Raw genomic sequence first — 26,226 nt, forward strand, 5'->3', positions numbered from 1 at the left:
CCCACAAGCGGTGGAGGATGTCATGGGGACATCGGTAGGAATAGGGTTCAGCATGCGCAAGAATCCGGTCGAGGCGGGGCAGGAGGCGGCCCGGACCGCGCTGGAACGGGCCGGCATCGGCAAGCCGGATTTCGTCATGGTCTTCGCTACGGTAGGCTATCACCAGCAGAGGTTGATCGCCGCCATCCGCGAGGAGACCTCCAGTGCCCCGCTGTGCGGCTGCTCCGGCGAAGGGGTCATCGCGCAGCAGGAGGTGGCCGAAACCAACTTTGCCGTCGGCGTCATGGTGATCGCCTCGGACGAACTGCGCTTTGCCACCGCCTCCATCGTGGGGATAGGGGAGGGGGGCGACGTCGCCGGTCGGCGGCTGGCGGAACGGGTCGCGCCGCTGGTGGCGTCGGACAGCCGCGCCTTGTTCCTGCTCGCGGACGGGCTTGGCTTTGACTTCGATCCCTTCGTGGCGGCCTTCGAGGAGGTACTGTCACCGTCGGCGCGGTTGCCGATTTTCGGCGGGCTGGCCGCCGACAACTGGGCCTCCCGCAAGACCTTCCAGTACCACGACGACCAGGTGCTCAGCGACGGGGCCTGCTGCGTGGTCATGTCCGGCAAGGGGCAGGTGGCGTGGGGAATCAACCACGGCTGTGTCCCCGTCGGCACCAAGCGCACCATAACCCGCAGTAAAGGGAACATCATCTACGAGATCGACGGGGTATCGGCCCTGGAGGTGCTCAAGGAGTACCTGGACGAGGATTGGGCCATCAAGTGGAACAAGGCCACACTGAACCTGTGTCTCGGCTTCAAAACGCCGGAGCACCTGCGCCAGGGGTACGAGGAGTACTTCATCCGGTACATAACCGACAAGGATGAACACGAGGGTTCGGTCACCATCCAGTCCGACGTGACGGAGGGAACCGAGCTTTGGATCGTGCGCCGCGACAAGGAGTTGATGATGAACGGCCTGCGCTCGATACCGCGGCAGATCAAGGAACAGCTCTGCGGCGACCCGCCCAAATTCGTGCTGCAGTTCGAATGTATGGGGCGGGGCCGGGTGGTCTTCAAGGAGCAGGAACGCATGGACCTGGTCAAGTCCCTGCAGCGCGACCTTGGGGAGCAGGTGCCCTGGCTGGGGTTCTATACCTATGGAGAGATCGGGCCGATCCGGAAGTACAACTGCTTCCACAACTTCACCTCTGTAGTGACCGTGGTGTATTGAAAGACCGCAGCGTATGAGCGATTCCGGAAAAGACATAGTGCCGGCAGCTGAACTGGAGAAGCTGCGCCGGGAGAACGAGATCCTGTCGGAGCAGGTGAAACGGCTGGTCAAGGCCGAAAGCAGGCTCTACGACTACCAGGAGAAGCTGGACGCCCAGGTGAAGGAGTACAGCGAGCTCTATGACCTGAGCCGCAAGCTCTCAACCTGCGTTGACCTCTCGGCCATCTTTGAACTGGCCACCGGCTACGCCATCAACAGCCTCAACTACGAACGGGTGCTCATCTTCCAGAAGTCCGAAGACGGCGCCGCCTACACGGTTTGCGCCTGGGACGGCTACTACGATGCCGAGGAGGAAAGCACCGTCGCCTCCCTGTGCATCCCGAAGAAGGCCCCCTTCCTGTCCCCGCTCTTTAGTGGCGAAAACTATCGCATCTGCACGGAAGGCTCCCGACAGCACGCGCTCTCGGAGTACCGCGCCAAGCTGTTGATGGACGAGTACCTGCTCTGCCCGCTGGGCAATCCCTCCGATCCCGCTGTCCTCCTCGCGGTGGGCAACTCGGCGGAGAACGCGGATTTCAACCGCAGGGTCAGCGACAGCGAGGAGGCCCTGTTCGGCATCGGCAACCTGGTGGGGCTCCTCTCTTCTGCGATCGAGAATCTTATCCATTACGCCGGCATGAAGAAGGCGCTGGAGCAGGAGCGGCTCGCCGAGGCGAAGTACCGCGGCATCTTTGAAAACGCCATGGAGGGGATCTTCCAGACCACGCCGGAAGGGAAGTTCCTGAGCTGCAACTTTGCCACAGCCGCCATCCTCGGCTACCAGACCCCGGAAGAGGTGCTGGAAAACGTGGTGGACATCGGCCCCCAGCTCTACGTCGACCCCACGAGGCGCGACGAACTCTACGGGATGATGCACCAGCGGCACAACGTGAAGAATTTCGAGGTGGAATTCTACCGCAACGACGGCAGCAGGATCTGGGTCAACCTGAGCACGCGCCCCACCTTCGACGACAACGGCGTGCTCGCCTACATCGACGGCATCATGCAGGACATCACCGAGAGAAAGCGGGACGAAGAGTCGCTGCTCAAGCTCTCCCAGGTCGTCGAGCAAAGCCCGGTTTCCATCGTCATCACCGACACCTCCGGGCGCATCGAGTTCGTCAATCCCAAGTTCGTCCAGCTGACCGGGTACACGCTACAGGAGGTCTCCGGCAGAAACCCCAGGTTTCTCAAGTCGGGGAAGTCGGACCCGGAGGGGGCCCGGAAGCTGTGGCAGACCATCGCCAGCGGCAAGGTGTGGGAAGGGGAGTTCCTGAACAAGAAGAAGAACGGCGAGCTTTTTTCGGAGCACGCCACCGTCTCACCCATCAGGGACAGAAACGGCGTCATCACGCACTATCTGGCGGTCAAGGAGGATACCACCGAGCGCAAGCTGCTGGAAGCGCAGCTGTTCCAGTCGCAGAAGATGGAGTCGATCGGGCGGCTGGCGGGGGGCGTGGCGCACGACTTCAACAACATGCTGAGCGTCATCCTGGGGTGCGCCCAGCTGGCGTTGCGCGAGGCCCAGGAGGGGACCCCGCTCTGGCAGGACCTGGACCAGATCATCCATGCCGCCAAGCGCTCCAGCGATATCACCCGGCAGTTGCTGGCCTTCTCGCGCAACGAGGTGATCGCCCCGCGGGAAGTGAACCTGAACGAGCACTTCGCCGAGATGCAGAAAACACTGGGGCGGTTGATCGGCGAAGACATCAAGATGACTTTCCAGCCGGCTGCCGATCTCTGGCCGGTCAGCGCCGACACCACCCAATTGGACCAGATCCTGGTCAACCTGGCGGTGAACGCGCGTGACGCCATGGAAAACGGAGGGGTGCTCACCGTGGCAACGGCGAACATCACGGTGGACAATAGCTACAGCCAGTACCACCTGGACGCCTCTCCCGGCGATTACGTTCAGCTTTCGGTAAGCGACACCGGCTGCGGCATGGACCGCGACACCATCGATCGCATTTTCGAGCCTTTTTTCACGACCAAGGAGGTGGGCAAGGGGACGGGGCTGGGACTGGCGACGGTGTACGGCATCGTGCGGCAGCACAACGGCTTCATCAACGTGTACAGCGAGCCGGGACAGGGGACCATCTTCCAGATCAACTTCCCCAGGTTCGCCGGAGCCGCCGCGACCGTGGAGGATGCAGAACTCGAGGCGTCGCTGGTGGGGTCGGGAACCGTGCTGCTGGTCGAAGATGACGCGCTGGTGCGCAAGATGACGCTACGCGCCCTGAGGGACCTGGGTTACACGGTGATCCATGCCTCCGGCGCCGACGAGGCCATCGCCATCTGCAGGGACATGGGGACACGCATAGACGTGATTCTGACCGACGTGGTGATGCCGGGGATGAACGGCAAGGAGATGGTCGATGCCATCGAGGTCTTTCGCCCGGGGCTGAAGGTCCTGTTCATGTCGGGCTACACCAGGGACTTGGTGGCCCAGCGCGGCGTGGTGGACGAGGCGAGGCATTTCATCCAGAAGCCCTTCGACCTGCAGTCGCTGGGGCGGAAGCTTAAGGAAACACTGCGAGACAGCTAGGTCCCCTCATTCTGACCCTCTCTCATGGAATGGGGAGAAGGGTGAATTTCCTCACTGCTCCTTTTCGTTGGAAAGCGCGAACTGCTTCATCATCTTCTGCCGGTACCCCACGATGTCCTGCCTTAGCGACGCCAGTTGCGCCATCTTTTCATCCACCTTGGCCACATGCAGGTCCAGGATCTCGATGAGCCGTGGGATCATCTTCTCGGTCTGCTTGGCATCCCCGTAGGCAGCGTAAAGATCCTGCATCTCCTTGATGGTCAGCCCCAACTCTTTGAGCTTGATGATGAACTTTATCCTTCTGACATAGTAGGGGGTGTACCCCCGGTTAGCGCCGTCCTGCCGCTCCACCGATTCTACGATTCCCACCTCTTCCCAGTAGCGCAGGGTCCTCGTTGTCAGTCCCAGATCCCTCGCCAAGTCGCTTATCGAGACCATGGTCTCGCCTTCCTTCAACACATTCGTCATTCGCTTCACCTTTACGTAAATTGAGACATTCTCAGCCAAGGGGCGGCGTTTGTCAATCAATACTCCTCGCTGCACGTCGGCACAGTAGCGGGCACCGGTCATCATAAAAATTCAAAAATGTACAACTATGTTTTATTTGTGATTGACATTAACGTAAACGACTGATATTTTTTTTACCGCAATGGCTCTTAACGATTAAAATACATGTAAAACCGGTGGTTATCTTTAGCTTTTTCTCGGGTGGCCAACGGAACGATGGTGCTAATCTTCCCTGTGCGTCAAATATTTTCAGCCCGACTGCCGTGAGCGGGTGTGCTGATCGCCACGGTTCCGGTCTTCTTTGGGAGGCCGGCGTTGACTGGTGTGAGCCCAATCTTTCTATTAAACAAACCATCGTTTTGTTGAATCTGGTCCACGAAATAATCAAATAATTACGTAGTGTAAGGTAAAACAAAACCAACTTTTCATGCTGAATGTGTCTAGTTAAATAACGGAGGTTGAAATGAGCGAGCTGCGTAAAAGGATCAGAAAGACGAGCCTGCATTCGAGAATCATGAACCCCGAGGACACCATCCCCTTTTTCCGTAACGGCATGGACCTGGGCTGGTCCGGGTTCACCCCGGTCGGCTATCCCAAGGTGGTCCCGGCGGCCCTGGCCGACTACGTGGAGAAAAACAACCTCCAGGGGAAGATGCGCTTCAACCTGTTCATAGGCGCTTCCATCGGGGCCGAGATCGAGGACCGCTGGGCGTCGCTGTTGATGACCGACAAGCGCTGGCCCTACCAGACCGGCAAAGTGGTGCAAAAGCAGGTGAACAACGGCACGGTGCGCATGGGGGACAAGCACCTCTCGGTGTACGCGCAGGACCTGGCCTACGGCTTTTACACCAAGGAGCGGGGGGGCGGCTTCGACTTGGGGCTCATCGAGGCGAGCGGCATCACCGAGGACGGCAGCATCATTCTGGGGGGCTCCATTGGCTGCGCCACCGAGGTGATCCAGCACTCCGACAAGCTCATCATCGAGATCAATACCGCCATTCCCTCATTCGAAGGAATCCACGACATCGTGATGACCGAGCGCCCTCCCTACAAGAAGCCCTACCTGATCAGCAGGGTCGACGACCGCATCGGTTCACCCTACGTCCCCTGCGACCCGGACAAGATCCTCGCCATCGTGGAGTCGCGCATGCCGGACAAGGGGCGCGCCCTTTCCGCACCCGACGAGACCTCGGAACAGATCGCCGCGCACATCCTCGACTTCTTCCAGTTCGAGGTGAAGGCGGGCCGCCTGCCGAAGAACCTCCTGCCGCTGCAGTCGGGCGTGGGCAACATCGCCAACGCGGTAGTGGGCGGCATGGTCAAGGGACCCTTCTCCAACGTCAAGGTCTGGACCGAGGTGATCCAGGACACCATGCTCGACTTCTTCGACTCCGGGAAACTCGACTTCGCCTCCTCCACCTCGCTCTCTCTCTCCGAGAACGGCTTTAAGCGGCTCTACGATAACTGGGACTTCTACGTCCAGAAGGTTGTGCTGCGCCCCATGCAGATCAGCAACAACCCGGAACCGATCCGCCGCCTCGGCGTCATCGCCATGAACACTCCGGTGGAGTTCGACATCTACGGCCACGCCAACTCGACGCTCGTCGGCGGCACCCGCATGATCAACGGCATCGGCGGCTCCGGCGACTTCCTGCGCAACGCCTACCTCTCCATCATGCACACACCCTCCACGCGCCCCTCGAAGACCGATCCCACCGGGATCACCTGCGTGGTCCCCATGGCGCCCCACGTCGATCACACCGAGCACGACCTGGACGTCCTGGTCACGGAGCAGGGGCTTGCCGACCTGCGCGGACTCTCGCCCCAGGAACGCGCCAGGACCATCATCAGCAAGTGTGTCCACCCCGACTACAAGCCGCTGATGCAGGAGTACTACGAGCGGGCCAGGCGCGAGTGCTGCGAGCTCAACGTCGGCCACGAGCCGCACCTGCTCTTCAAGGTGTTCAAGATGCAGCAGCACCTCGCGGAAAAAGGGACCATGAAGATCGACAACTGGAACTAGTTGCAGCCAGAGAGGGGCGACGCATGCAAAGGGATAAAGGTGAGCTTTCCCATGACGAGTTGCAAAAAGCTGTCGAGCTCCTGGAGATAGTTGCGGCCAGGGGCAAGGGGTGTTCCTTGTCGGCGCTGGCGCGCCAGGCGGGAATCACGCCGTACCGGACCCGTCTCCTGTTGGCCCTTTTGGAGGACAAGGGGCTGGTGGCGTGTGCGGTCCAGAGTGGGAAATACGACGAGGGGCGCGCCAGGAAATTGGCCCGTACCCTGCTGCAGAACGCCCGCAACAGCAGGGTTCTCGCCCCGATAGTGCGACCGCTCTTGTCGGAGCATGACGACGATCTGAAGGTGACCATCCTGAAGGATGCGCGTCCGGTACTGGAAGCCCTGGCCCGCAGGCACAACGAGGCGATCTACATGGCTATTCCCAACGGCGACCAAGTGCTGCTGCTGGACATGGTCGATCCCCCGCGGCAGGAGAGGGGGGAACCGCTGGTAGGGAGGCGCTTTCCCTTCTTTGCCAATGCTGCCGGCAAGGTGATACGCGCCATCGACTCGTGGGACTTGTTGGAGCAGATCGGTCGGAGGTGGCGCGGCGGCAAGGGAGAGCACCCGGACCTCGCCACGTTGCGGATCGAGCTGGAGCAGATCAGGGAGCACGGGGTCGCGGTGGAGTGCAGCGGCATGGGGGACGGTGTGGTCACCGTGGCGGTGGCGGTCAGGGACTACGCGGGCAAGGTGGTGGGAGCCCTGATGCTGATCGGGCCGTCGTTTAGGCTGCTGGGGGACCGGCTGGAGCAGGAGATCATCCCTTCGCTGCGCCTGAGCGCGGAGCTCCTCTCCGCCAGGTTCGGCTACGCCCGCCCCTGAATCCCGAAAGTTTTCCTGAGCTATTGGCCCCCTGGCGCAGGCGGGGGGATGAACAGGGAAGCGGCGGCGCCGCTTCCGGACGCTGGTAACCCTAACAGAAGGAGTGACGGCCATGTCGGAAAAATCGCAATGGGAAGCAATCGCCAACCACAGCAAGTTCATCGAGCTCAAGCGCAGGAAACGGAACTTCCTCTTCAGCTGGTGGATCATCTCGACCATCTACTACCTCCTGCTCCCGGTCATCTCCGGCTACTTCCCCGAGGCCTTCCGGGTGAAGGTGATCGGACCCATCAACTTCGGCTACCTCTTCATCCTGTCCCAGTTCGTCATGGCCATCGGCGTGGCGGTCTACTACGCCCACACGGCCAACAAGACTTTCGACCGGCTCACGAAACAACTCCTGGAAGCGCTGCAATAGACACGTTCATCAATTAAAGAGGGGGACCAGGTATGAAAAAGAGGATCGCCGCTTTAACCGTAGCACTGTCGCTATCGATGTTCGGCGCGGCCGCCGTGTGCGCCCAAGCGCCCGCCGCCGCTGCCGCTCCTCAGGCCACCGCTCCCGCCACCGCTGCACCTGCCCAGGCAGCGGCACCCGCTGCCAACGCCGCCGCCAAGGCCGTGGCCACGCCGGCCAAGGGGGGCGCCGCACCGGCCAAGATCACTCCCAACCGCGGCATCACCATCGGCATGTTCGCGCTGATCATCGCGGTCACCATGGGGGTCGTGGTCTGGGCCGCCAAGAAGACGCAGACCGCCTCGGACTTCTACACCGCCGGCGGCGGCATCACCGGCTTCCAGAACGGCTGGGCCATCGCCGGCGACTACATGTCGGCCGCCTCGTTCCTGGGGATGTCTGGTCTTATCTCGCTCTACGGCATCGACGGCTTCATGTATGCGGTGGGACCGATGTTCTCCTTCATCGCCATCCTGCTGGTCATCGCCGAGCCCTGCCGCAACGCAGGTAAATACACTCTGGGCGACATCCTCTCTTTTAGGAGTTCGCCCAAGGTGGTGCGCGGAGTCGCGGCACTCTCCACGGTTACTGTCTCCATCTTCTACCTGATCGCCCAGATGGTGGGCGCCGGTAAGCTGATGCAGATGCTCCTGAACATCCCGTACCGCATCTCCGTGATCGGCGTCGGCGCGCTGATGGTCGCCTACGTCGTCTTCGGCGGCATGAAGGCCACCACCTGGGTGCAGATCATCAAGGCATCGCTCCTTATGGGTGCGACAACCGTCCTCTGCCTGCTGGTCGCCATCAAGGCAGGCTTCAACCCGGTCGGCTTCTTCACCGACGTCGTCAGTAACAGCGCAATCCAGGAGCACGTGCGCATGAACGTGCTGAAGGACGTGATCGCCAAGCCTGGCGTCGACTACGGGCAGAGGTTCCTGGAGCCCGGCCTGTTCCTGAAAAATCCCCTGGACCAGATCTCGCTCGGCCTCGCCTGGGCGCTGGGTGCTGCCGGCCTGCCGCACATCCTGATGCGCTTCTTCACCGTCCCCAGCGCGAAGGATGCGCGCAAGTCCATCATCGTGGCCCTGTTCCTCAACTCCAGTTTCTTCTTCATGATCAGCGTGATCGGCTTTGGCGCCGCGCTCTACCTCACCCCGCAGGCGATCTCCGCCGTGGACAAGGGTGGCAACATGGCGACCTTGCTGCTGGCCCAGCACATGGGCGGTGGCCCGGGGAGCCTCGGCGGCGACATCTTCCTCGCCTTCATCTGCGCGGTCGCCTTCGCGACCATCCTCGCCGTGGTCTCCGGCCTGGTGCTGGCGGCCTCCGCGGCCATCGCCCACGACGTCTACGTCAACATCATCAAGGACGGCAAGGCGGATCAGCAGCTGCAGGTGAAGGTGGCACGCATCACCTCGCTGTTCGTGGGAACCTCGGCAATCGTCATGGGACTCATGGCTGAGAAGGAGAACGTGGTGGCCCTGGTGGCGCTCGCTTTCGCGGTTGCCGCTTCCGGGAACTTCCCGGTCATCATGCTGTCCCTGTTCTGGCGCAAGTTCAACACGGCGGGGATCGTTTCCGGCCTCGTGGTTGGCACCATCTCCGCCCTGGTGCTGGTCATGGTCTCGCCGGTGATGACCTATCCCAAGAAGATCGCCGCCGACGCCAAGAAGGTGGTGGAGACCCTGGAGAAGAAGCAGGCCGGCGGCGCGGTACTTGCCGAGAAGGAGCTGCAGGCCCTGGAGAAATCGCGGACGGAGTACGTGAAGAACAAGGACGGCAAGTCCATGGTGGGGCTGGACGCGCCGATCTTCCCGCTCAAGAACCCGGGTATCGTGTCGGTTCCGCTGGGCTTCCTGGCCGCCGTCTTCGGCTGTCTGCTCTTTAGAGAACGCCGCGCCGAGGAGATGTTCGACGAGATCGACGTGCGCCAGAACACCGGCATCGGCATCGCCAGCGCGTCGGACCACTAGCTCTTGTTTTTCTAACCGCCCCCCCCCTCCCGACCTCCCCCCTCCGGGGGGAGGGGGCCCCGTTGGCTGTCCTCAACTCCGGCGAGGCCCCTACTGGGTGAGTTTGTTTTCGGGATAGCGGGCGCGAAAGAGTCCCCTCCCCTGGAGGGGGAGGGACAGGGAGGGGGAAGCTTCGATGCACAAACGACAAGGAGGTGAACCCGTGACACACGCAAACAACCTGCAACAGATCCCAGCCGTGGTGCAGCCGGCGGGAGATGAGGGGATCCAGCTCCTCTACGCGCTCAGCAAGGAGGAGCTGGTCAGGATCATCGTCGATGACGCCAAGAACTGGCTCGCCCACGATGGGGTCTGGTTCCAGTCGCTGGAGCAAAAATACGGCATGGACGTGGCGGTGGACATCGACACCGACGCCTGGCGGCTCTTCACGGTCATCGAGGCCAAGAGGATCATGGAGCGGCTCTCCATGAAACCCGGTGGCGGCATCCCGGCACTGGTGGAGTGCCTCAAGCACCGCTTCTACGCCCGCCTTAATCTCCAGGAGTGCATCGAGGTGAGCGATACCCGGGCGGTGTTCCGGATGATCGACTGCCGGGTGCAGTCCGCCCGGAAGCGCAAGGGGCTCCCGGACCACCCGTGCAAGTCGGTGGGGATCGTCGAGTATTCCGAGTTCGCCCGGACCATCGATCCGCGCATCACGACCCGTTGTCTTGCCTGCCCTCCCGATCCGCACCCCGAAGAGTTCTGGTGCGCCTGGGAGTTCACCTTGAAAACCGACTAGCAGTAAAGACCACCTCGCAAGGAGGAACGACATGCACATAGCCGCTGCGGAGCCTTATCGCTCCAGACACAAGGTACGATTCGTCACCGCGACCAGTCTCTTCGACGGGCACGATGCCGCCACCAACATCATCAGGCGGATGCTCCAGGCCTCGGGCGCCGAGGTGATCCACCTGGGACACAACCGCTCCGTGGACGCCATCGTCACTGCCGCCATCCAGGAGGACGCCCAGGGGATCGCGGTGAGCTGCTACCAGGGGGGGCATGTCCCGTTCTTCAAATACATCTGCGACCTGCTCCGGGAACGCGGTGCCGACCACATCAAGGTCTTCGGAGGTGGTGGCGGTGTCATTGTTCCTGAGGAGGTTCGGGAGATCGAGGCCTACGGCGTAAGCAAGATCTTCTCTCCCGAGGACGGCAGGCGCATGGGCCTCCAGGGGATGATCAACCACATGCTGGAGCTGTGCGACTTTACCCCCGAGCGCGATACGGACCGGGAGATCGAGCGGCTCAAGGAGCGGGACATTCGCGCCGTCAACACGCTTATCACCTTGGCCGAGCAGGCGGTCCACGACCAGAGCGAGGGGTACGGGGCGGTGCGGGACCGGATCAGGGCCATGGGGCGCGACGTCCCGGTGGTCGGGGTGACCGGGACCGGCGGCGCGGGCAAAAGCTCGCTCACCGACGAACTGGTGCGTCGCTTCATCAGGGACTTCCCCGAGAAGAGCGTGGCGATCCTGGCGGTGGACCCGTCCCGGCAGCGTACCGGTGGGGCGCTTTTGGGCGACCGGATCCGGATGAACTCGATCAACAGCGATCGGATCTACATGCGCTCCCTGGCCACCCGCGATTCGCGCTCCGAACTTTCCGCTGCGATACGCGATGCCCTCGACGTGGTGCGCGCCTCCGGCTTCGACCTGGTCATCGTGGAAACGTCGGGGATCGGGCAGGGGGATGCCGGGGTGGTGGAGATCTGCGACGTGTCGCTCTACGTGATGACCTGCGAGTTCGGCGCCCCCACCCAGCTGGAAAAGATCGACATGCTCGATTTCGCCGACCTGGTGGCGCTGAACAAGTTCGAACGCAAGGGGGCCGAGGACGCGCTGCGCAACGTGCGCAAGCAGTACCGCCGTAACCGGAACCTGTTCGAGATACCCGACACCGAACTCCCGGTCTACGGCACCATCGCCTCGCAGTTCAACGACCCCGGCACCAACGTGCTGTACCGCGCCCTGCTGGATAGGGTTAACGAGAAGAAGGACGTGGGGTGGAGCTCACGCCTGGAGGTCAAAGAGCGCGAGAGCCTGAAGCAGTACATCATCCCGCCGGACCGGGTCCACTACCTGGGCGAGATCGTGCATGCCGTGCGCGGCTACCGCAAGGATGTGGAAGAGCAGGCGTCTGTGGCGCGCACCCTGTTCCAGCTCTCGGGCGCCAAGGCCCAGGTGAAGGGGGAGGGGACGGTCGCGGAACTGGAGCAGCTGATCGGGACCTTCTCCGCGAAACTGCAGGAGGAGCCGCGGCGCATCATCGACGGCTGGAAATCGCTCAAGGATTGCTACCGCCAGGACGTCCAGGTCACCAAGGTGCGCGACAAGGAGATCTGCACCGAGCTCTACACCACGTCGCTTTCCGGAACGAAGATTCCCAAGGTCTGCCTCCCCGACTACCAGGACTGGGGCGAGATCGTCAAGTGGTCCATGAAGGAGAACCTTCCCGGCTTCTTCCCGTTTACCGCGGGCGTCTTCCCCTTCAAGCGGGCCGAGGAGGATCCCAAGCGGCAGTTCGCCGGCGAGGGGACCCCGGAACGGACCAACAGGCGCTTCCACTACCTGTGCCAGGACGACGGCGCCAAGCGCCTCTCCACCGCCTTTGACAGCGTCACCCTGTACGGCGAGGACCCGGATTACCCGCCCGACATCTACGGCAAGGTGGGGGAAAGCGGGGTCTCCATCTGCACCGTCGAGGACATGGAGAAGCTCTACGCCGGCTTCGATCTCTGCGCCCCCTCGACCAGCGTCTCGATCACCATCAACGGACCGGCGCCGATCATGCTCGCTTTCTTCTTCAACGCGGCCGTCAGGCAGCAGTTGGCGCAGTTCAAGAGCACGCAGGGGCGCGAGCCGTCGGCGGATGAATTCGCCCAATTGAAGGCGCGCACCCTGCAGACCGTGCGTGGCACCGTGCAGGCCGATATCCTCAAGGAAGACCAGGGACAGAACACCTGCATCTTCTCGACGGAGTTCGCGCTCAGGATGATGGGCGACATCCAGCAGTACTTCATCGAGCAGCAGGTGCGCAATTACTACTCGGTCTCTATCAGCGGCTACCACATCGCCGAGGCCGGGGCCAATCCGATTTCGCAGCTTGCCTTCACCCTGTCCAACGGCTTCACCTACGTCGAGTACTACCTGTCACGCGGCATGCACATCGACGACTTCGCGCCCAACCTCTCGTTCTTCTTCAGCAACGGCCTCGATCCCGAGTACACGGTGATCGGCCGGGTGGCGCGGCGTATCTGGGCGGTAGTGATGCGCGAGAAGTACGGCGCCAACGACCGCAGCCAGAAATTGAAGTACCACATTCAGACCAGCGGACGGTCGCTGCACGCCCAGGAGATGGATTTCAACGACATCCGCACCACGCTGCAGGCCCTGATGGCCCTCTACGACAACTGCAACTCGCTGCACACCAATGCCTACGACGAGGCGGTGACCACCCCGTCGGAGGAGTCGGTGCGCCGGGCCATGGCGGTGCAGATGATCATCACCAAGGAACTGGGCCTCGCCAAGAACGAGAACCCGCTGCAGGGCGCCTTCATCATTGACGAGCTGACCGACCTGGTGGAGGAGGCGGTCCTCGCCGAGTTCGAGCGGATCGACCAGCGTGGCGGCGTGCTGGGCGCCATGGAGACCCAGTACCAGCGCAGCAAGATCCAGGACGAGTCCATGCTCTACGAGGCACGCAAGCACTCCGGTGAGCTCCCCATCGTCGGCGTGAACACCTTCCTCAACCCGCGCGCCGGCGAAGAGGGATACCAGATCCCCGGCGAACTGGCGCGCGCCACCGTAGAGGAGAAGGAGCAGCAGATCAATAACCTGCGCACCTTCCAGGAACGGCACAAGGACGAGGCTCCGCTTGCCCTGAAACGCCTCCAGGAGACGGCGGTGGCCGGCGGCAACATCTTTGCCGAGCTGATGGAAACGGTGCAGTGCGCCTCGCTGGGGCAGATCACCAGGGCTCTCTACGAGGTAGGAGGCGAGTACCGCCGCAACATGTAGCTAACTGAAATGCCGAGCCCTAACGTCCCCTCCCCCGGAGGGGGAGGGACAGGGAGGGGGCTGTGCTCTGCAGACGACGGGAGGTAAACCATGGACGTGTTCCAAGCGATAAACGATAGAAGAAGCATCCGCAAATACCGGGATACCCCGGTCGAGTGGGACAAGGTGAGCCAAGTGCTCGATGCTGGGCGTCTGGCGCCCTCCTGGAAGAACATGCAGTGTTGGCGATTCCTGGTGCTCTCGGCGGGAGAGAAGCGCAACGCCCTGCTGGACGCTTTCCCCGACGACAACCCCGGCAAAAAAGCCCTGTCCCAGGCCCCTCTGACCATCGTGGTCTGCGCCGATCCGGCAGAATCAGGGGTCGAGAACGGCATCGAGTACTACGTGGCCGACACGGCCATCGCCTTCGAGCATATCTGCCTGGCGGCGCATGGCCTGGGACTTGGCACCTGCTGGATGGGGCTTTTTGACGAGCCTACCCTGAAGCAATCGCTCGGCATACCGGGCGGGATTCGGGTGGTCGGGGTGACGCCGCTGGGGTACCCGGACCAGGAGCCCAAGGCGCGGCCGCGCAAGGAGCTTTCGGAGATCGCCTATCATAACAACTGGGGGAGCGCATGCTGACCAAGACCGAAGCGGAACAGAGGATAGCCCGGCTGCAGGACGGGCTGAGGCAGCAAGGCCTCGACGGCGCCCTGTTCATCTATCCCATCGACATCTATTACTTTTCCGGCACGCGACAGAACTCGGCGCTCTTTGTTCCCGCCGAGGGAAAGCCGCGCCTGATGGTGCGCAAGAGCTACTTCCGGGCCCAGGCCGAAAGTGTCATCGACGACACGCGCCCGTTCCCCTCCAGCAAGGAGTTCGCGTCCCTGTTCCCGCCCACGCTGAAGCGGGTCGGCTTCACCTTCGACGTGGCGCCGGTGCAGCAATACCAGTACTACGCGAAGCTCCTGCCGGGTGTTGAGTTCGTGGACATCTCCACGCTGAACCGGGAGCTGCGCAGCGTGAAGTCGCAACTCGAACTGGAGCGGATGCGCGAAAGCGGCTCGCGGCTGTGCGGCGTCTTCAAGGAGGTGCCCGGTTTCCTGAAAGAGGGGATGCGCGAGCTGGACCTCGCCGCCGAGTTCGAGTACCGGCTGCGCAAGGCGGGTGGCGAAGGGTACGTGCGCATGCGTGCCTACAACCAGGAACTGTTCCAGGGACTCGCCGTCAGCGCCGGTGCAGGTAATCCCGGATTCTTCGACGGCGCGGTCACCGGCCGGGGACTCTCCAACGCCTCACCCCACGGCGCCTCGACCGACGCCATCGCCGCCAACGTCCCTGTACTGGTCGACTACACCGGTGTCTTCAACGGCTACATCGTGGATATGACCCGCATGTTCGTGGTGGGGCGGCTCGCGCCGGAACTGGAGCGCGCCTTCGCCACCTCGCTGCGGATCCAGCAACACCTGGCCGAGAACCTGAAGCCGGGTGCGGTCTGCGAGGACCTGTTCGCCCAGGCTGTCGAAATAGCCGAGAGTGCAGGGCTCGGGCGCAACTTCATGGGGGCGCCGGGTGAGAACGCCAAGTTCGTCGGACACGGCGTTGGGCTCGAGCTGGACGAGTTCCCCGTCTTGGCCCAGGGATTCAAGTCGCAACTTCGGGAAGGGCAGACGGTTGCCATCGAACCGAAGTTCGTGCTGCCCGGTCTCGGTGTTATAGGTATCGAAAACACGTTTGCCGTGGCACCGGAGGGTGGGGTGAAAATCACCGATTTGCCGGACGATATCGTCTTTGTGTAATGCGAAAAACAATTTTTGTTTTAATTTGGGGCTCGCGCAAGCGAGCCCCTTTTTCGTGGTTTTAAATGTATGTGCCCAATATTTGGCTTTTTATTGTGTGGTTTTCCAGATCCGCTTAGCGCCGAGCTGCGGCGGTTGTTGCCTCATGGCACAATAAATTCGCCGATTTAAAATCTCGTTATACTTTTGCTTGACTTTAACGTAAACGACAGATAAAGTTCTAGACAACACATCAACACCGGGAGGGAAACGATGCAAGACGTCTTCGTAGTGGAATCGCTGAGAACCCCATTTGGCTCCTTTGGCGGCTCGTTGTCGGACGTTGAGGCACCCGTGCTGGGGGGAACCGTGATCAAGGCGCTCCTGGAGCGGGCCGACCTGAACCCGGCCCAGGTTGACGAGGTCATCGCCGGCCAGGTTCTCGGCGCCGGAGTAGGGCAGGCCCCCGCCCGCCAGGCCATGCGCTTTGCCGGCATACCGGATACCGCCCACGCCCTCACCATCAACAAGGTCTGCGGCAGCGGCTTGAAGTCGATCATGCTCGGCGCAGGTTCCATCATGCTGGGTGAATCCGACGTGGTGGTCGCGGGAGGGATGGAGAACATGTCGCTCGCCCCCTTCGTCCTCAAGAAAGCGCGCTACGGCTACCGCATGGGACACGGCGAACTGACCGACCTGATGATCTACGACGGCTTGCAGGATCCCTATTCCGGTCGGCACATGGGCGACATCGCCGAAGAGGCGGCATCGCGGCACGCCCTTTCCCGCGAGGCCCAAGACCAGTTCACCGTGCGCTCCTACACCCGGGCGCAGGAGGCGGTCCGCGGCGGCATCTTCAAAGATGAGATCGTGCCGGTGCTGAAAAAAGGGCGCGGCGGCGAGGTTACGATCGGTGAGGACGAGGAGCCGTTCAAGGTCGACTTCGCCAAGCTGACCGGTTTGAAGCCGGTGTTCCGGAAGGACGGCACCATCACTGCCGCCAACGCCTCCACCATCAACGACGGTGCGGCCTTCTCCCTTCTCGCCGGCACCGACGCGGTGAAGCGCTTCAACCTGAAACCCCGCGCGCGCATCGTCGCCCATGCTACCTGCAGCCTCCATCCCGAGCGCTACACCGAGGCGCCGGTCGGGGCCATCGAGGTCGCCTGCGCCAAGGCGGGACTGACGACCAAAGACATCGATCTTTTCGAGATCAACGAAGCCTTCGCCATCGTGGCCATGATCGCCATCAAGGACCTTGGTCTGGACCCGGACAAGGTGAACGTGAACGGCGGCGCCTGCGCCATCGGCCATCCCATCGGCGCCAGCGGCGGCAGGCTGGCCGCGACGCTGGTGCGCGAACTGCACCGGCGCCAGGCCCGCTACGGGCTCGCCACCCTCTGCATCGGCGGAGGCGAGGCGGTCGCGGTAGTATTCGAAAGGGTCTGATCCCGCACTTCAAGAATCCAAACTTTCCACAGGAGGTTGACATGTTCAAGGTAGTAGGCGTCATAGGGGCCGGCCAGATGGGGAGCGGCATCGCTCACGTCTTTGCGCAGCACGCGTACCAGGTTCTGCTCTACGACATCTCCCAGGCTCAGCTGGACAAGGCGCTCAAATCCATCGAGCAGAACCTGGAGCGCCAGGCGAGGAAAGGGGTCATCTTCACCACCAGCATAGAAGGGATCATGGCGCGCATCACCGCCACTAAGGAGCTGAAGGACTTCGCCCAGTGCGACCTGGTGGTGGAGGCGGCGACCGAGAACGAAAACCTCAAGTTCGAACTCTTCAAGAAGCTGGACGAAATCGTGCCGCAAGAGGCCATCCTCGCCTCCAACACCTCCTCCATCTCCATCACCCGCATCGCGGCCTGCACCAGGCGCCCCGACAAGGTGATCGGCATGCACTTCATGAACCCCGTGCCGATCATGACCCTGGTCGAAGTGATCCGGGGCCTGGGCACCAGCGAGGAGACCTTCCAGGCCATCGGCGCCCTGGTCGCGCGGCTCGGCAAGGAGATGGCAGTCGCCAAGGACTACCCCGGCTTCATCGTGAACCGCGTGCTTATCCCGATGATCAACGAGGCGATCTTCGCGCTCTACGAGGGGATTGCCACGGCGGAGGACATCGACAAGGGGATGAAACTGGGCACCAACCAGCCCATGGGGCCGCTGGTCCTCGCTGACTTCATTGGCCTCGATACCGTGCTCGCCATCTGCAATGTCCTGCATGACGGCTTCAAGGATCCCAAGTACCGTCCCTGCCCGCTCCTGGTGAACATGGTCAACGCCGGGTACCTCGGCAAGAAGTCGGGCAAGGGATTCTACGACTATCAGGGCTAGGCCCGGGGAGCGATCGACATGGAAAACCAGAACATCCTTTGCGAAATCGTCGAGGGGATCGCCACGGTCACGGTGAACCGGCCGGCAAGCCTGAACGCGCTGAACAGCCAGGTCCTTGGCGAACTGGAGTGCGCCCTCTACAAGCTGGAGCAGGACGCCGCCGTGCGGGTGGTGATCCTCACCGGAGCGGGAGAAAAGGCGTTCGTCGCCGGCGCGGATATCAAGGAAATGGCTGACATGACCTCCTTCGAGGGGCACCGTTTCGCCCTCCAGGGGCAGAGGGTCATGCTCTTCATGGAGAAGATGACTAAGCCCGTGATCGCCGCGGTCAACGGCTACGCCCTGGGGGGCGGCCTGGAACTGGCCCTCGCCTGCGACGTGATCTACGCCTCCGACAACGCCAAGCTCGGTTTCCCCGAGGTCACCCTGGGCATCATCCCCGGCTTTGGCGGCACCCAGAACCTCTCCCGTCTCATCGGTCCCAACCGGGCCAAGGAACTGGTCTATAGCGGACGGATGATCAACGCCCAGAAGGCCCAAGCGTGGGGCATCGTCAACGAGGTGGTCGCCCAGGCGGAGCTTGCGGCAAAGGCCCTGGAGTTGGCGCGGGAGATCGCGAAAAACGGCAGCCTCGGCGTCGGCTACGCCAAGAACGCCATCGTCAACGGGCTCAACATGACCAAGGAGGACGGCTTCCGCTACGAGAGTTCCCTTTTCGGCGTCCTCTTCGCCACCGAGGACCAGAAGGAAGGGATGGGCGCCTTCGTGGAGAAGCGCAAGGCCCAGTTCCAGGGGAAATAGCGGCGAGGCATGTCCCTCTCCCTCCGGGAGAGGGTGGCCGAAGGCCGGGTGAGAGGGCTGTTGGCTGGCGCGCTCCCTCACCCCTGCCCCTCTCCCGGAGGGAGAGGGGGAAGAGTAGACACGAATCGTTCTCTAAACGGTAACCATAACAGGAGGATGCGATGGATTTCGAATTGAGCCAGGACCACAAGGTATTGAGGGATTCGGTGCGCGAGTTCGTTGAGAAGGAGATCAAGCCGATCGCGATGAAGATCGACGAAGAGCACATGATCCCCGACTCGCTGGTCAACAAGATGGCGGAGATGGGTTTCCTCGGCAGCTACTTCCCCGAGGAGTACGACGGCGCCGGCCTCGACATGCTCTCCTACGCCATCGTGGTCGAGGAGGTCTCCAAGGCCTGCGGCTCCAGCGGCGTGCTCATCTCGGCGCATACCTCGCTCGCCTGCGGCCCGATCTACACCTTCGGCACCGAAGCCCAGAAGAAGAAGTGGCTCCCGGCACTGAACACCGGCAAGGTCATCGGCTGTTTCCTCCTCACCGAGCCCGACGCCGGCAGCGACGCAGGTGCCATCTCGACCACCTACCGGCGCGAAGGGGACGAGTTCGTCATCAACGGCTCCAAGATCTTCATCACGAACGGCGGCTACCGCGGCACCGGCGTCCTCTTTGCCACCTCGGACAAGAGCCTGAAGCACAAGGGGGTCTCCGCCTTCATCATCGACCTCAACTCCCCCGGGGTCGAAATCCTCAAGAACGAAAACAAGCTCGGCATCCGCGGCAGCTACACCACCGCCTTCGCCCTGGACGGCGTGCGCATCCCGGCGGAGAACCTTCTCGGGCAGGAAGGGCAGGGTTTCAAGATCGCCATGGACACCCTGAACGGCGGGCGCATCGGCATCGCCTCCCAGGCGCTTGGCATCGCCGAGGGTGCCTTCGAGCGGGCGCTGGCATACTCCAAGGAGCGCAAGCAGTTCGACCACCCCATCTGTGAACTGCAGGCGGTCCAGTTCAAGCTGGCCGACATGTACACCCGCATCGAGACCAGCAAGCTGATGACCTACAAGGCCGCCTGCCTGAAGGACGCCAAGAAGAACTACACGGCGGAGTCGGCGATGTGCAAGATGCTCGCTTCCGAGGCGGCCACCTACGTCACCAAGGAGGCGATCCAGATCCACGGCGGCTACGGCTTCATCTGCGACTACGAGGTGGAGCGTATGTTCCGCGACGCCAAGATCACCGAGATCTACGAAGGTACCAACGAGGTGCAACGCGTGGTCATCTCGAAGATACTGCTCTCGTAAGGCCTTCACTCCTCCCCCCGGAGGGGGGAGGCTGGGAGGGGGGAAGCCGGGCAGAGGCAATCCGCATCGGTCAACACGCAGGAGTGACTCATGGAAGCTACCAGGGAAATCTATTGGAACGTAGGGCATGGCGTGGTGCTCCCGATGTACCTGCTCACGCTGCTCGCCTTCGCCGCCTGCGCCTACGGGTGCTGGAAGCGGGTCGAGGTCTACAGGCAGGGGAAGCCCCTCAACCGCCTGGACAACCTGCGCGAACGGGTCACGCTGATGGCAACCAACCTCTTCGGCCAGATCAGGGTGCTCCGCGTCGCCGGCCCCGGCATCCCGCATGCACTTTTCTTCTGGGGCTTCGTGGTCCTGTTCATCGGGACGCTCCTGGTCATGGCCCAGGCCGATTTCTCTCAGCCGCTCTTCGGCGTCAAGATTCTCACCGGCGGCTTCTACAAGGCTTACTCGCTGGTGCTGGACCTGGCCGGCCTGGCCGCGCTGGTCACCCTATTCGGGCTGGCGCTCAGGCGTTTCGTGGTTCGTCCTGAGGGGCTCAAGATCACCCGCGACGATTACCTGATGCACGGCCTGCTTTCCGCCATCATCGTCACCGGCTTCTTCGCCGAAGGCGTGCGCATGGCCGCCACGGAGCTGCGTCAGAACCCGGACCTGGCCCGCTTTTCGCCGATAGGGCTCTTCGTCGCCGGCCAGTTCGCCGCGCTCGACCTCCAGTCCCTCAAAGAGCTGCACCGGCTCTGGTGGTGGTGCCACTTCCTGCTGGTCACCGGCTTCATCGCCGCCATCCCCTGGACCAAGTTCCGTCACCTGATTACCACCCCCGCCAACTACCTCATCGTCGATCTCAGGCCCAAGGGGAGCATCGACACCATCGATCTCGAGGCGGAAGGTGTGGAGCATTTCGGGGTGGATAAGGTCGCCGACCTGACCTGGAAAGACATCTTCGACGCCGACGCCTGCACCAGCTGCAAGCGGTGCCAGGACCGCTGTCCCGCCTTCAACACGGAGAAACCGCTCTCCCCGATGCAGGTGGTGCAGCAGATAGGAGAGACCGCGTGCACGGCGCCGCAGGCGGACCTGATCGAGACGGTGGGACGGGACGCGCTCTGGTCCTGCACCACCTGCCGCTCCTGCCAGGAGATCTGCCCGGCGCAGGTGGAACATGTCAACAAGGTCATCGAGATGCGGCGCAACCTGGTGCTCATGCAGGGGGAATTCCCCGGCGAGGAGGTCATGGTCGCGGCCAACAACGTCGAGGTCAATGGCAACCCCTTCGGCATGGCCTATGCCGAGCGTGGTAAGTGGTCCGACGGCCTTCCGGTGCGGCACCTCTCTGACGGAGAGGATGCCGACATCCTCTACTTCGTCGGCTGCTACGCCTCCTTCGACAAGAGGAACCAGGAGGTTGCCAAGAGCTTCGTGAAGATCTGCGACGCGGCGGGGGTGAGCGTCGGCATCCTGGGCAAGGAGGAGCGCTGCTGCGGTGAGCCGCTGCGCAAGCTGGGCAACGAGTACCTGTACCAGATGACCGCGCAGGAGAACATCGAGCTGATCAAGGGGTACGGCGTAAAGAAGATCGTGACCACCTGTCCCCACTGTCTCAACACGCTCGGGCGCGATTACCGCGACCTCGGGCTCGACGTGGAGGTGGAACACTACACCGTCTTCATCGACCGGCTCATCGGCGAAGGGACACTTGCCCTCGCTCCGCACCAGTTCGACTACACCTACCACGACTCCTGCTACCTGGGTCGCTACCAGGGGATCATGGAGCAACCGCGCAACGTGCTGCACGTCGCTGGTGGCAGGATCAACGAGATGCAGAGGTCGGGGCTGGAGAGCTTCTGCTGCGGCGCTGGCGGCGGCCGGATCCTGGCCGAGGAAAAGCTGGGGAGCCGGATCAACGTGCAGCGGGTCAAGATGGCCGAGGCAACCGGCGCGCCGCTGATCGTATCCAACTGTCCCTTCTGCCTGACCATGTTCGAGGACGGCATCAAGACCGGAGATTGCGAAGGAAAACTGGCGGTGCGGGACCTGGCCGAGGTGGTGGTCGAACGACTGGCGACGCCGCTCGAGATAGGGAAGGCGGGGCCGGAACTGAGTATCGCCGCCGTGACCGCCCTGGCCAAGGTGGCCGGGAGAATCGAGCCTGCGGTGCCGGAAGAAGAACGGCTGGCGGCTGCGGAAGGTGTATCGGCATAACGCCGCGAAGAATCCAGAGGAGGAAGCTATGAAGATACTGGTATGCATCAAACAGGTGCCGGACATGGAGTCCCGCTTCAGGCCCAACGGCGACAAGACCTGGTACGACGAGGGTGACCTCGCTTTCCGCATGAACGAATACGACGAGTACGCGGTGGAGCAGGCGGTCCAGCTCAAGGAGCAACTGGGCGGCGAGCCCGAGATCACGGTCGTGTCCATCGGCCCCGAGCGGACGGTGGAGGCGATCAAGAAGGCCCTTGCCATGGGCGGCGACCGCGCCGTCCATATCCGGGACGACCGGTACTACCAGAAGGATCCCTGGCAGATCGCCTCGATGATCGCGAGCTACGCCAAGGGCGAAAACTTCGACCTGATCTTCACAGGGATGCAGTCCCAGGACCGCGGGTCGGCCCAGGTTGGCGTCATCGTGGCGGAACTCTTAGGCCTCTCCTGCGCCACCACCCTGGTCGGCTTCAGCTATGACGGCGGCACCATCACCGTCAAGAGGGAGCTGGAAGGGGGGATCAAGGGAGTGGCGAAGCTGAAGCTCCCGGCGCTGGTCACCTGCCAGTTGGGGCTCAACACCCCGCGCTACCCGACCCTGCCCAACATCATGAAGGCCAAGAAGAAAGAGATCGCCGCGCTGACTCCGGCCGAGCTGTCCGGCGAAGCGGAACTGACCGCCACCGCGGCCATCTACCCGCCCGCCAAGAAAGGCGGCGGCCTGGTGCTGGAAGGGGAGATCGGTGTCCAGGTGGACCGGCTGATGGGGATCCTGAAAGAAAAGACCGCGGTGCTCAGATAGGAGGAGACCATGAAAGCGTTACTGATAGGGGAATACCGGCAGGGAAAGCTCCTCGATACCACCTATGAACTCAAGGCCTTCGCCGATCGCCTCGGCGCCGACAGCGTCATGCTGGTGGTGGGGAGCGAAGCGGACCTCCCCAAATATGATGGCAAGGTCTACCTCGCCGATGCCGCCACGTACGGAGAGTACAACCCGGACCTGCACAAGCAGCTGGTACTGCAGGCCGTCGAGAAGGAGAACCCGGACTGCATCGTCTTCGTCCACTCCTCCTACGGCTGGGACCTCGCTCCCCGCGTCGCGGTGGCCTTGAGGGCCGGGCAGGTCTCCGAGATTGTGGCGCTCAACGAGGGCGCCTACGAGGTGAACGCCTGCAACGCCAAACTGCGCCGGACCGTGACGCCGAAAAGCGGCCGCTGTGTTCTCACCATCCAGGCGGGCGCCTTCAGCCCGTCCGGCGAACCGCAGGGGACGCCGCAACTGGAAAAGCTGGAGCTATCCGGCACCGCCTCCGCCATCGAGTTCGTGGGGTACGAAGCCGCCGAGCAGAAGGGGGTCGATCTCAGCAAAGCCGAGATCATCGTGAGCGCCGGCCGCGGCGTGGGCAAGAAGGACAACGTCCCGGTCATCGCCGCCCTGGCCAATGCGCTTGGTGGCGAGCTCGGCGCGAGCCGCCCGGTGGTCGATGCCGGCTGGGTTGATCACAGCCACCAGGTCGGCACCACCGGCCAGACGGTGAGCCCCAAGCTCTACGTCGCCTGCGGCATCAGCGGCGCCATCCAGCACCTGGCGGGCATGAAAAGGGCCGACTTCATCGTGGCCATCAACAAGGACAAGGACGCCCCCATTGGCGAGATCGCCGACGTCCTGGTCGTGGCGGACGTGATGCAGTTCGTCCCGGCCTTCACCGCCAAGTGCGCGAGATGACAACGTAACCGGTCCTGTTTAACGACGAACATCCGCCAATCCCCTCTCCCAGAGGGAGAGGGAAGTTGGACTGAAGGTACGTCCCCTCCCCAGGAGGGGGAGGGCTAGGGAGGGGGAAGCCCGCGGGCGTGCCACGCAACCCCAAACGTAACCGATTGAAAAGAGGGAGACACCGATGTTTCTCGATCTTACCGAAGAGCAGAAGCTGATCCAGGAGACCGCCCGCAACTTTGCCCGTTCCGAGTTGGAGCCGCTCGCGGCCAAGCTGGACCGGGAGGGGGATCACCCCGCGTTCCTCGCCAACCTGAAGAAGCTGGCAGAGCTGGGTTTCATGGGCTTGAACGTCGAAGCGGAATACGGCGGCTCCGAGGCCGGCGTGATCGCCTTCAGCGTGGCCATGACCGAGATCGCCCGCGCCTGCGCCTCCACCGCGGTCACCGTTTCAGTGAACAACATGGTCTGCGAGGTGATCCAGGCCATCGGTTCGCAGGAGCAGAAGGAGAAGTACATCCCCCGCATCTGTTCCGGCGCCTACGCCGCCGGGAGCTTTGCCCTCACCGAGACCGGCGCCGGTTCCGATCCCGCCGGCATGACCACCACGGCCGTCTTCGACGGCGACAGCTGGGTGCTGAACGGCTCCAAAATTTTCATCACCAGCGCGCCCTACGCCGGCGTCTTCGTGGTATGGGCGGTGACCGATAAGGAGGCACCCAAAGGGAAGGGGATCAGTTGCTTCCTGGTGGAGCAGGGTACGCCGGGCCTGGTGATCGGCAAGCAGGAGGAGAAGACCGGACAGCACGCCTCGGCCACCAACGAGCTGGTCTTCGACAACTGCCGTATCCCGAAGGACGCACTGATGGGGAAATTGAACGACGGCTTCCGCATCGCCGTCGCCGAGTTGGGCGGCGGGAGGATCGGCATCGGCTCCCTGGCGCTCGGAATCGGCCTTGCCGCCATGGACTACGCCACCCGGTACAGCACCGAGCGGGTGCAGTTCGGGCAGAAGATCAGCAGCTTCCAGGCCACCCAGTGGAAGATCGCCGACAGCTACACCGAACTGGAGGCGGCGCGCCTGCTGCTGATGAACGCCGCCTTCCGCAAGGAGAGCGGCCGCCCCTTCGCCAAGGAGGCGTCCATGGCGAAGCTCTTCGCCACCGAGGCCGCCAACCGCGCCTGCTACAACGCGGTGCAGATGCTTGGGGGCTACGGCTACACCGCCGAATTCCCGGTCGAGCGCTACGCCCGCGACGTCCGCATCACCTCGATCTACGAGGGGACCAGTGAAATCCAACGAGTCATCATCGCCCGTGAAATCCTGAAGAACCACAGCTAAAACTGAGACTGAGACTGAGATAAAGATTAAGAACGGCCTTTGTCTTACCCTCAATCTTAATCTTAGTCTTAATCTCAATCTGCCTTTAAGGAGGGACGCATGAGTAGCGGCAAGCGGATCACGTTGCAGCAGGCGGCCGAGATCGTGAAGAACGGCTCCAGCCTGACCTTTTCCGGCTTCACCATCTGGCGGCGCCCCTTCGCGCTGGTCTACGAGCTGATCCGGCAACGGAGGAAGGGGCTCCACCTCATCGAGGTGAACGGCGGGCCGCAGACCGAGTTCCTGGTCGGCGCCGGATGCGTCGACATCTGGGAGTCCTGCTGGGTCGGCCACGAGCTCTATGGCAAGTACGGCGCCAACCTCTCCAGGAAGGTGGGCAACAAGGAGATCCTGGTCGAGGACTACAGCCACGCCGAGATGCTGTTCCGCTTCAGCGCAGCCGCCTCGGGCGCCCCCTACGCCGTGACCCAGACCTCGCTCGGCACCGACATTCACAACCCCGCCTACGACACGCTGGGCAACGCCGGGCTCCGCGACGGCAGGCGCATACCGAAGCACAAGTACCGCTTCACCGAAGACCCCTTCTTCGGCGCTGGCGCCCAGGTCATGGTCCCCGCAGCCAAGGTGGACGTCGCCATCCTCTGCGTCCAGCAGGTGGGGGAGGAGGGGACGGTGCGGGTGAACGGCCAGTTCTACTCCGATCCGGAGGTGGCCAGGGCGGCCGACGTCACCATCGTCATGGCGGAAGAGATCGTCCCGGAAGAGTACCTGCGGCGCGACAGCGACCTGAACACCATCACCAGCTTCGAGGTGGATCACATCGTCGAGGTCCCCTTCGGCGCCCACCCCACTGGCATGTTCGGCCGCTACGACGTGGACGGCGCCTTCCTCAAGGATTTCTACACCAGGACCAGAACCCAGGAAGGGTTCGATGACTTCGCCAAAGAATGGATCCACGGCCTGGACCACCTGGGTTACCTCGAGAAGCTCGGCTGGCCGAAGATGCTCAACCTGAAGGCGAACACCGCCCTCAAGTACAGCACCGGCGTGAAAAGGGGGCAGTGA

General features: G+C 62.7%; 20 protein-coding genes. 19 read left to right on the forward strand and 1 reads right to left on the reverse strand.

Going from position 1 to position 26,226, the window contains the following annotated elements:
* Positions 1 to 22 precede the first annotated feature (22 nt).
* The gene (locus tag K7R21_RS02005; protein WP_224981612.1) at positions 23 to 1,213 is read left to right on the forward strand and encodes an FIST signal transduction protein; all 1,191 of its coding nucleotides are present in this window, start codon (positions 23 to 25) and stop codon (positions 1,211 to 1,213) included.
* A gap of 13 nt (positions 1,214 to 1,226) precedes the next feature.
* Entirely contained in the window at positions 1,227 to 3,797 is a 2,571-nt protein-coding gene (locus K7R21_RS02010) for a hybrid sensor histidine kinase/response regulator (protein ID WP_224981613.1), read from the forward strand.
* 51 nt (positions 3,798 to 3,848) lie between these two features.
* Here the strand turns inward: K7R21_RS02010 and K7R21_RS02015 are convergent, their stop codons facing one another.
* Positions 3,849 to 4,265: a helix-turn-helix domain-containing protein gene (locus K7R21_RS02015; RefSeq protein WP_224981614.1), complete on the reverse strand. Its 417-nt coding sequence runs from the start codon at positions 4,263 to 4,265 to the stop codon at positions 3,849 to 3,851.
* Positions 4,266 to 4,767: 502 nt separating this feature from the next.
* Here K7R21_RS02015 and K7R21_RS02020 point away from each other — a divergent pair.
* The 17 genes from K7R21_RS02020 (at position 4,768) to K7R21_RS02100 (ending at position 26,226) form a co-directional block, all read left to right on the forward strand.
* Positions 4,768 to 6,327 (forward strand): acetyl-CoA hydrolase/transferase C-terminal domain-containing protein, encoded by a 1,560-nt coding sequence (locus tag K7R21_RS02020; RefSeq protein ID WP_224981616.1) that lies wholly within the window; start codon positions 4,768 to 4,770, stop codon positions 6,325 to 6,327.
* Between the two features lie 23 nt (positions 6,328 to 6,350).
* Positions 6,351 to 7,190, forward strand: a complete 840-nt coding sequence (locus tag K7R21_RS02025; protein WP_224981618.1) for an IclR family transcriptional regulator — start codon at positions 6,351 to 6,353, stop codon at positions 7,188 to 7,190.
* Between the two features lie 112 nt (positions 7,191 to 7,302).
* Entirely contained in the window at positions 7,303 to 7,608 is a 306-nt protein-coding gene (locus K7R21_RS02030; protein ID WP_224981619.1) for a DUF485 domain-containing protein, read from the forward strand.
* A 32-nt stretch (positions 7,609 to 7,640) separates the two neighbouring features.
* Positions 7,641 to 9,620 (forward strand): solute symporter family protein, encoded by a 1,980-nt coding sequence (locus K7R21_RS02035; RefSeq protein WP_224981620.1) that lies wholly within the window; start codon positions 7,641 to 7,643, stop codon positions 9,618 to 9,620.
* Between the two features lie 202 nt (positions 9,621 to 9,822).
* Positions 9,823 to 10,401 (forward strand): DUF6125 family protein, encoded by a 579-nt coding sequence (locus K7R21_RS02040; protein WP_224981621.1) that lies wholly within the window; start codon positions 9,823 to 9,825, stop codon positions 10,399 to 10,401.
* Positions 10,402 to 10,432: 31 nt separating this feature from the next.
* On the forward strand, positions 10,433 to 13,681 hold the full coding sequence (icmF, locus tag K7R21_RS02045) for a fused isobutyryl-CoA mutase/GTPase IcmF (protein WP_224981622.1): 3,249 nt from the start codon (positions 10,433 to 10,435) through the stop codon (positions 13,679 to 13,681).
* A 90-nt stretch (positions 13,682 to 13,771) separates the two neighbouring features.
* Complete coding sequence (locus K7R21_RS02050) at positions 13,772 to 14,305, forward strand: nitroreductase family protein (RefSeq protein WP_224981623.1); 534 nt, start codon at positions 13,772 to 13,774, stop codon at positions 14,303 to 14,305.
* Positions 14,299 to 15,465 (forward strand): M24 family metallopeptidase, encoded by a 1,167-nt coding sequence (locus K7R21_RS02055; protein WP_224981624.1) that lies wholly within the window; start codon positions 14,299 to 14,301, stop codon positions 15,463 to 15,465. The genes K7R21_RS02050 and K7R21_RS02055 overlap by 7 nt, the downstream gene beginning before the upstream one ends.
* Positions 15,466 to 15,717: 252 nt before the next feature.
* Positions 15,718 to 16,893, forward strand: coding sequence for a thiolase family protein (locus K7R21_RS02060; RefSeq protein ID WP_224981625.1), 1,176 nt, complete (start codon positions 15,718 to 15,720; stop codon positions 16,891 to 16,893).
* 41 nt (positions 16,894 to 16,934) lie between these two features.
* Complete coding sequence (locus K7R21_RS02065) at positions 16,935 to 17,786, forward strand: 3-hydroxybutyryl-CoA dehydrogenase (RefSeq protein ID WP_224981626.1); 852 nt, start codon at positions 16,935 to 16,937, stop codon at positions 17,784 to 17,786.
* A gap of 18 nt (positions 17,787 to 17,804) precedes the next feature.
* Complete coding sequence (locus K7R21_RS02070; protein ID WP_224981627.1) at positions 17,805 to 18,587, forward strand: enoyl-CoA hydratase/isomerase family protein; 783 nt, start codon at positions 17,805 to 17,807, stop codon at positions 18,585 to 18,587.
* A gap of 161 nt (positions 18,588 to 18,748) precedes the next feature.
* Entirely contained in the window at positions 18,749 to 19,888 is a 1,140-nt protein-coding gene (locus K7R21_RS02075) for an acyl-CoA dehydrogenase (RefSeq protein ID WP_224981629.1), read from the forward strand.
* A 90-nt stretch (positions 19,889 to 19,978) separates the two neighbouring features.
* Positions 19,979 to 22,096, forward strand: a complete 2,118-nt coding sequence (locus K7R21_RS02080; protein WP_224981630.1) for a heterodisulfide reductase-related iron-sulfur binding cluster — start codon at positions 19,979 to 19,981, stop codon at positions 22,094 to 22,096.
* Positions 22,097 to 22,124: 28 nt separating this feature from the next.
* Entirely contained in the window at positions 22,125 to 22,901 is a 777-nt protein-coding gene (locus K7R21_RS02085; protein WP_224981632.1) for an electron transfer flavoprotein subunit beta/FixA family protein, read from the forward strand.
* Between the two features lie 9 nt (positions 22,902 to 22,910).
* Entirely contained in the window at positions 22,911 to 23,828 is a 918-nt protein-coding gene (locus K7R21_RS02090) for an electron transfer flavoprotein subunit alpha/FixB family protein (protein ID WP_224981633.1), read from the forward strand.
* Positions 23,829 to 24,003: 175 nt separating this feature from the next.
* Positions 24,004 to 25,161, forward strand: coding sequence for an acyl-CoA dehydrogenase family protein (locus K7R21_RS02095; protein ID WP_224981635.1), 1,158 nt, complete (start codon positions 24,004 to 24,006; stop codon positions 25,159 to 25,161).
* Positions 25,162 to 25,260: 99 nt separating this feature from the next.
* Positions 25,261 to 26,226, forward strand: coding sequence for a CoA transferase subunit A (locus K7R21_RS02100; RefSeq protein ID WP_224981637.1), 966 nt, complete (start codon positions 25,261 to 25,263; stop codon positions 26,224 to 26,226).

The sequence above is a fragment of the Geomonas agri genome, assembly GCF_020179605.1.
GTDB classification, from domain to species: Bacteria; Desulfobacterota; Desulfuromonadia; order Geobacterales; family Geobacteraceae; genus Geomonas; species Geomonas agri.